Source organism: Kocuria sp. p3-SID1428 (genome assembly GCF_025149945.1).
Taxonomy (GTDB): Bacteria; Actinomycetota; Actinomycetes; order Actinomycetales; family Micrococcaceae; genus Kocuria.
The window spans coordinates 1-6,573 of record NZ_JALXVH010000082.1 but is presented as its reverse complement, the minus strand read 5'-3'; the positions used below and the strand labels follow the sequence as shown (position 1 = coordinate 6,573).

5 protein-coding genes are annotated in these 6,573 nt (G+C 71.0%); all 5 read left to right on the top strand.

Features of this window, described 5'->3' with window-relative positions; all coding sequences use genetic code 11:
• Nucleotides 1-123: 123 nt before the first annotated feature.
• A complete protein-coding gene (locus tag M3E84_RS12160) occupies nucleotides 124-1,602 on the top strand; it encodes an NAD(P)/FAD-dependent oxidoreductase (RefSeq protein WP_259896519.1) in 1,479 nt (492 codons plus the stop codon).
• Nucleotides 1,603-1,666: 64 nt separating this feature from the next.
• Nucleotides 1,667-2,263 carry a hypothetical protein gene (locus M3E84_RS12155; protein ID WP_259896517.1) on the top strand — a complete coding sequence of 199 codons (597 nt, stop codon included), beginning with the start codon at nucleotides 1,667-1,669 and terminating at the stop codon, nucleotides 2,261-2,263.
• Nucleotides 2,260-3,174: a hypothetical protein gene (locus M3E84_RS12150; RefSeq protein WP_259896515.1), complete on the top strand. Its 915-nt coding sequence runs from the start codon at nucleotides 2,260-2,262 to the stop codon at nucleotides 3,172-3,174. Before M3E84_RS12155 ends, M3E84_RS12150 begins: the two co-directional genes overlap by 4 nt.
• 265 nt (nucleotides 3,175-3,439) lie before the next feature.
• Nucleotides 3,440-4,621, top strand: a complete 1,182-nt coding sequence (locus M3E84_RS12145) for a DUF1611 domain-containing protein (RefSeq protein ID WP_259896513.1) — start codon at nucleotides 3,440-3,442, stop codon at nucleotides 4,619-4,621.
• A 55-nt stretch (nucleotides 4,622-4,676) separates the two neighbouring features.
• Nucleotides 4,677-6,383: an ABC transporter ATP-binding protein gene (locus tag M3E84_RS12140; protein ID WP_259896512.1), complete on the top strand. Its 1,707-nt coding sequence runs from the start codon at nucleotides 4,677-4,679 to the stop codon at nucleotides 6,381-6,383.
• Nucleotides 6,384-6,573: the final 190 nt, after the last annotated feature.

Below are 6,573 nucleotides of genomic sequence, written 5' to 3'. Positions count from 1 at the left end.
CATCTCGCCCTCGCGCTGCGCGCTCATCGGGCTTTCATTCCGGTGGGCCATAGTCGAGGGACATCGCGGTCCAGGGACAGCAGGTCCCGCGCATCCTGCGGATCGCCACCGGAGGTGAGAGGCATGACCGCCCGTCGGCACAGCAGCAACGCTGCGCCCCGCGCCGTTGTCGTGGGCTCGGGGCCCAACGGCCTCACGGCCGCCGCACTGCTCGCCCGTGAGAGCTGGGAGGTCGACGTCTACGAGGGCGGCGAGCATCCCGGCGGCGCGGCGGCCTCCGCCCCGCTGCTCGGCGAGGGCACGATCGTTGATCTGGGCGCCGCCGGGCACCCCTTCGGCGTCGCCAGCCCTGTGTTCCGGGACCTGCGCCTGGAGCAGCACGGCCTTCAGTGGGTCCGCAGCGCCTATCCCATGGCGCATCCGGCTGAAGGCGCTCCGGCCGCGCTGCTCCACCAGGACCTCGCCTCCACGGCTGAGGGCCTGGGACGCGACGCCCGCGCCTGGCGCGCTCTGCACGCCCCCGTCGTCGAGGGCCTCGACGCCCACCTGGAGAACATCCTGGGGCCCATGCTGCGCTGGCCGAAGCACCCGCTGGCCATGGCGCGCTTCGGGCTGCGCTCTGCGCCCCCTGCCGCTGCGATGGCACGCGCGCTGTTCCGCGACGACGCCGCGCGCACCCTCTTCCTGGGCTTGGCCGCTCATGCGATCACACCGCTGGGACAGCCGCTCACCGGTGCGTTCGGGACCCTGTTCGGGGCGCTGGGCATGACGCGCGGCTGGCCCGTGGCACGCGGAGGCACCGGCTCGATCGTCGCGGCGCTGCTCAGCGTTCTGGAAGCGCACGGCGGCCGCGTGCATACCGGTCACTGGGTCACCGATCTGCGGGAGCTGCCGCAGGCCGATGCCGTCCTGCTGAACCTCACGCCCTCGCAGGTGCTGCGCCTGAGCGGGCCGGGCGCCGAGGAGATCCCGCCGCGTGTGCGGAATCAGCTGGGCCGGTGGCGCCACGGGGCGGCCGCCTACAAGGTCGACTTCCTCCTCGACGGCCCAGTGCCGTGGAGCGATCCGCGCGTCGCGGAGGCCACCACCGTCCACGTCGCGGGCACCGCTCAGGAGCTGGTGCGCGCGGAGTCCGAGGTCTTCCGGGAACGGCTACCAGAACGACCGTTCGTATTGGTGTGCCAGCAGCAGGCGGCCGATCCTTCGCGCGCACACGGCCCGGCCGAGGGACGCGTGGTCCTGTGGGCCTATGCCCATGTGCCGGCGGGATACGTGGAGCGGCGACCCGGTGAGGTCGCCGAGCGCATCGCGTCCCAGATCGAGCGCTTCGCCCCCGGGTTCCGCGACCGCATCCTCGAACGCCGCAGCACGGACCCCGCCGCCCTCGAGCAGTGGAACCCCAACCTCATCGGCGGCGACGTGGCAGGCGGCGCCATGACGGGCCTGCAGTCCGTGCTGCGGCCGCGCCCGAGCCTCGACCCGTACCGGCTCGCACCGCGAGGGCTGTACCTGGCCTCCTCCTCCGCCCCTCCGGGAGCCGGCGTCCACGGCATGCCAGGCGCCTGGGCCGCACACGCGGCCATGGCGGATCTCGCGCCCTGACCTGCTCCCCGCAGTCGTCGTCCCCAGCTCACCCGCCTGCCGCACCACGCCCCAGGAGACACCCATGCGCACCACCGCACCCTCCGCCCCGCCTCTCCGAAGCGCAGATCTGCTGCGTCTGGCCGGCCTGGCCGGGCTCGCCGCCGTGCTGGTGTCTCCGGTCCGCCACTACGTCGGCCCCATGTCGACGGTGAACGTCCAGAAGATGGAGCAGGACTCGTTCCCCCTGTCGACCTTCCCCATGTTCTCCGAGGACCGCAGGGGCCGGGTGATCGTCCCGCATGTGATCGGCCTGAGCGAGGACGGCGAGCGCATCCTGCCCCACTACTCGCACTACGGCGCCGGCGGCCTCAACCAGGTGCGCAAGCAGATCGCCCGGGATGTCCGCAGCGGGAGGGCCGTCCCCGTCGCCCAGCGCTTCGCCGACTCCCTGGCGCAGCCTCCGGAGGCCGGCGGCTCCACCGAGATCGAGACCATGCGCCGGATCGAGCGCGAGGCGAGGATCGTGCGCGTCGAGGTCGTACGCAGCCGCTTCGTCTTCGACGAGTACTTCGCGGGGCAGCGCACCCCCCGCTCCGAGACCATCCATGCCCGGTGCGCCGTGGGCGGGACCGCGACGGCCCAGGACGCCACCCGCCGCCTCAGGAAGGACGCACGATGACCGCCCGAAGCAGGTTCCTGCACCGCCTCGTCGACACGCTCATGCCCGCCGCGGAGCCCCTGCGTCCTGCGGTCCTGCGCATCGGCATCGGCGCCTTCTCCGCGTTCCGCAACCTCCGTCGTCGGCCGATGTTCCGCTCCCTGCACGCTCAGGACCCGGAGCAGTTCGCGCCGGTGGGACCGGTCCGCGTCCTGCGTGCGCCGCTGTCGCCCCGCGTGGCCGACGCGCTGTTCGACGCCGCGCAGGTCACCAACGCCCTGACCCTGCTGGGACTCGGGCACCGGATCACCGGGCCGCTGAACTCGCTGCTGCAGCTGTGGACCCTCTCCTACCGCAACTCCTGGGGGATGATCCTGCACAACGACAACCAGCTCACGATGCACCAGGTCATCCTGGGGCTGTCCTCCACAGCGGACGCGCTGTCTGCGGATCGCCTCCTGCGCGGTGCGCCTCAGCGACCGAGAGTCCTGGATCGCGCCTACGGCGCTCCCGCCACGGCCATGAACATCGCGACCGTCGCCGTCTACTTCCTCTCGGGAGTGGCCAAGGTCCGCAGCCCCAAGGGCTGGGCGTGGGCGTCGGGGAGCACGCTGCGGGAGCAGGTCGCGACCGACGCGATCCGCAAGGAGGTCTTCGGCTCCGAGGCCCCTGCCCTGGCAGGGGCCCTCTACCGCAGCGCAGGCCCGCTCGGTGCGCTGTCGGCGATGGCGCTGCTCGTCGAGCTCGGGCCCCCGATCGCGCTGGCCGGCCGGCGCACGGGCCAGGTCTTCGCCCTGGCCGCCCTGGGCATGCACTGGGGCATCCGCCTGTCGATGGGGATCAGGTTCACGTACAACCTCTCGGGGTTCTCCTACCTCCCGCTGTTCCCGGTGGGACGGCAGCTTCCCCCGGTATCTCGTCTGCTGCCCTGAGACCGTCCGCTGCCGCTCGAGGCCCCGTCCCCTCTGCGGGACGGGGCTTCAGCTCTGTCACCTTCCGGGAAGGGGCCCCGGGCGCGTCCTCGCGTCGAGGCGGCGCCTCCACCATCCGGACGGTGCCGCCGTCCCTTCCCTGGGATGGGGCTTCGTGATCCGTCGGCCGCGCCAGATGAGAGCTGCCTCATCCGCGGTTCATCCGCACCTCATCGTCGTCGGGTTATCTCGTGCTCACGACGTTCCGCTGCCGAGAGGACCCGAGATGACCGCCCAGCCCCTGCCCCGCATCCACGAGACGAGCGAGACCGCCATGACCGATGAAGCCCGCATCATCCGGGATCCCCTGCCCGCGAGCTTCCAGTCGAGCTACACGACCCGCCACGTGGCCAGCGCCGTGGCCCACGACCCGGCCCGGTTCCACCTGCTCTCCGGCGTGGACGTCCACCCGCAGGCCGGCGACGTCGTGATCGCGGAGGTCACCCGCATCGGCAATCACAAGCGCATCGAGACCCCGGAGTCGCGCAAGGCGATCCTCTTCGAGGGCCGGCTCGTGATGGTGGCCTACGGCAACCGCTACGCGGCGGATCAGTTCCTGGCCCATGTCCCCGACTCGCTGGAGCCCGTGGATCTGGTGGCGGCCGGCGGCATTGCCGGGCAGGTGACCGCCTCCCACGACAAGATGTCCTCTCCCACTCGGCTGCGCCCTCTGGGCCTCCTGGCGGATGAGAGTGGCGTCGTCACCATCGAGCGCTTTGCGCCGTTCCTCAACGAGCCGGTGACCGGGCCTCGGCGTGAGCGCACCGGGCGCCCGGAGGTCATCGGCGTCCTCGGCGCCTCCATGAACTCCGGCAAGTCGACCATGATGGCCTGCCTGATCAACGGACTGGTCAACAGCGGCCTCACGGTCGGTGCCGGCAAGATCACCGGCACCGGTGCGGGCAACGACCCCATGATCTACGCCGACGCCGGCGCCTCCAAGGTCCTCGACTTCACCGACTTCGGGTTCCCCACCACCTTCCGCGCCCCCATGGAGCAGCTGCGCGCCCTGACCGTGAACCTGGTCGATGCTCTCACCGAGGCTGAGACGGACGTGGTCGTCGTCGAGATCGCCGACGGCGTCTACCAGGAGGAGACGGCTCGCCTGCTGCGCGACGAGACCTTCCAGGCGACCATCGACCACGTGATGTTCGCCGCCACGGATGCCCTCGGCGCTCGCGCCGGAGTCCACGAGCTGGTCGACGCCGGCCTGCGCGTCTCGGCAGCCTCCGGGGTCATGACCTCCTCCCCTCTGGCCACCACCGAGGCGCACTCGGTCCTCTCCGTCTTCGACGTCCCCGTCGTGGGGACCTTCGATCTCCAGGATCCGCTCGAGGCGACCGCGCTGCGCGCCGAGCCGCAGCGGCGCCGCGTCGTCGACCCGACGGCTTCGGCCGAGTCCGCCTGAGCCGCGGGAGCGCCGATTGACTGAGCGCGTGTCCTCCCAGCAGGAGGATCCCCGAATGCCACCTGTATGGCGAGGACGCCGCCGGTGGCTCCTGGCGTCCCTGGTGGTCCTCGGGGTCCTGCAGGCTGTGTTCGCCATCGCCATGGCGCTGAGCGTCGGCGGTGTGCTCTCGGCTCGGCAGCCGGAGTGGGATCTGGTGCTCCTGCTGGTGCTGTCCGTGCTCGGCATCGGGCTGGCCCGGTGGATGGAGCGCATCGTGGCCGAGCAGGTGGGGCAGGACTACGTCTACGAGCAGCGCCGGCGACTCATCGCATCGGCCATCCTGGGCGAGCGGGGCAACAAGTCGCTGGGGGTGATCGTTACCCGGGCCTCCAACGACCTCACTGCAGTTCGGAACTGGATCGCCCAGGGCATCGTCCCGCTGGCCACGGGCCTTCCCCTGGTGCTGGTCGTCCTTGCCGCGCTGTGGGTGATCGACTGGCGCCTTGGCGCGGCTGTCACCGTGCCGCTGGCACTGACTGCTGCGGCCATCCCGCGGCTCTCCGGTGCTGCGTTCGAGCGCGCCCGTTCCCTGCGACGGCAGCGCGGTCGGATGTCCTCCCACATCGCCGACACCGTGCGCGCCGGACCGTCCATCAGGATCTCCGGCGCGGTCTCCCGCGAGCTCAACGCCGTGGACCGCAATTCGAGCCGGGTGGTGGAGTCAGCCGTCGAGCGCGCCCGCATCACGGGCTTCATCCGCGCGCTGACGGTCACCGCCGCCTCGCTGTGCACGGTGGTGGTGGTCCTGCTGTCCATGCTCGGGGTGATCGACGCCGCCGGTGTGGCGTCCGTGATGACGCTGCTCGGCATCATGTCCACGCCGATGTCCGATCTGGGCCGCGTGGTCGAGTACCGGCAGAACTACAAGGCCGCCCGCCGAATCCTGGCTCCCGTGCTCCAGGAGGCCATCCAGCTGCGCAGGGCCGAGCAGCGCCGGGAGCGGGCCTGGAAGCAGGGCGCTGTCGAGGCCGTCGACGACCACGAAGGACTCAGCGTCCGCGGACTCACCGTCCACGGAACGCCCCTGCCGGACATCGACGCCGTGCCCGGCGATCGGATCCGCATGGTCTCCGAGCACTCCGCCCGCCCGCATCAGGCCATCCAGCAGCTGCTGCTCGCAGGGGACAGCCTGAACCCGCAGGATGAGGACGGGGCCTACGTGCTGATCGACGGCAAGGACTATGTCCGTGCACCCCGCAAGGAGAGTCGGGAGCTGGTGGGCTACGCCTCCCTGGACGTCCCGCTCGAGCAGGGCTCCATCCGGCGGATCGTGACCTACCGCCGACCGGGAGGCGACGACGACGAGGTCCTCCGCGAGCTCGAACGCGTTGGGATGGGCAAGCGCGTCGGCAGGCTCCACCGAGGACTGGGCACCAAGCTGAAGAACAACGCGGCGGGGTGGTCCCCGTCCGATGTCACCCGTCTCAAGCTCGCCCGCGCGCTCCACGGGCAGCCGCCCCTCTTGGTGCTGGAGAACATCAGCGTGGGCCTCGATGACGAGGGACGCCACATCGTCCGCGAGCTCCTGGACAGCTACCCCGGGGTGATCCTGTTCGTGACCGCCCGCCCTGAGGCCATGCTGAGCGACTACAGGATCTGGGAGATCGACGGGGAGACCGACGAGCAGCGCGAGGCGACCCGCCAGGCAATGCTCCAGGACCTCCACCGGAGCCACGAACACTCGGACGCAGCTGCCCACGCCGCCGACGCCGACGAGTAGCCCGCCGTCTGCCCACCCCTCTCCCTCGCGAGTGGATCCCCACTTGCGTTGTGGCCACTCATATCGCAATTGAGTATCCACTCGGCCCGGGAGGAGCCCGAGCCTCTCCCCTGGTTCGAGTGGATACCTGGTTGCGTCAAAAGCCCGTTCAGCGCAATCAGGTATCCACTCGGCGATGGGGAAAAGGAAC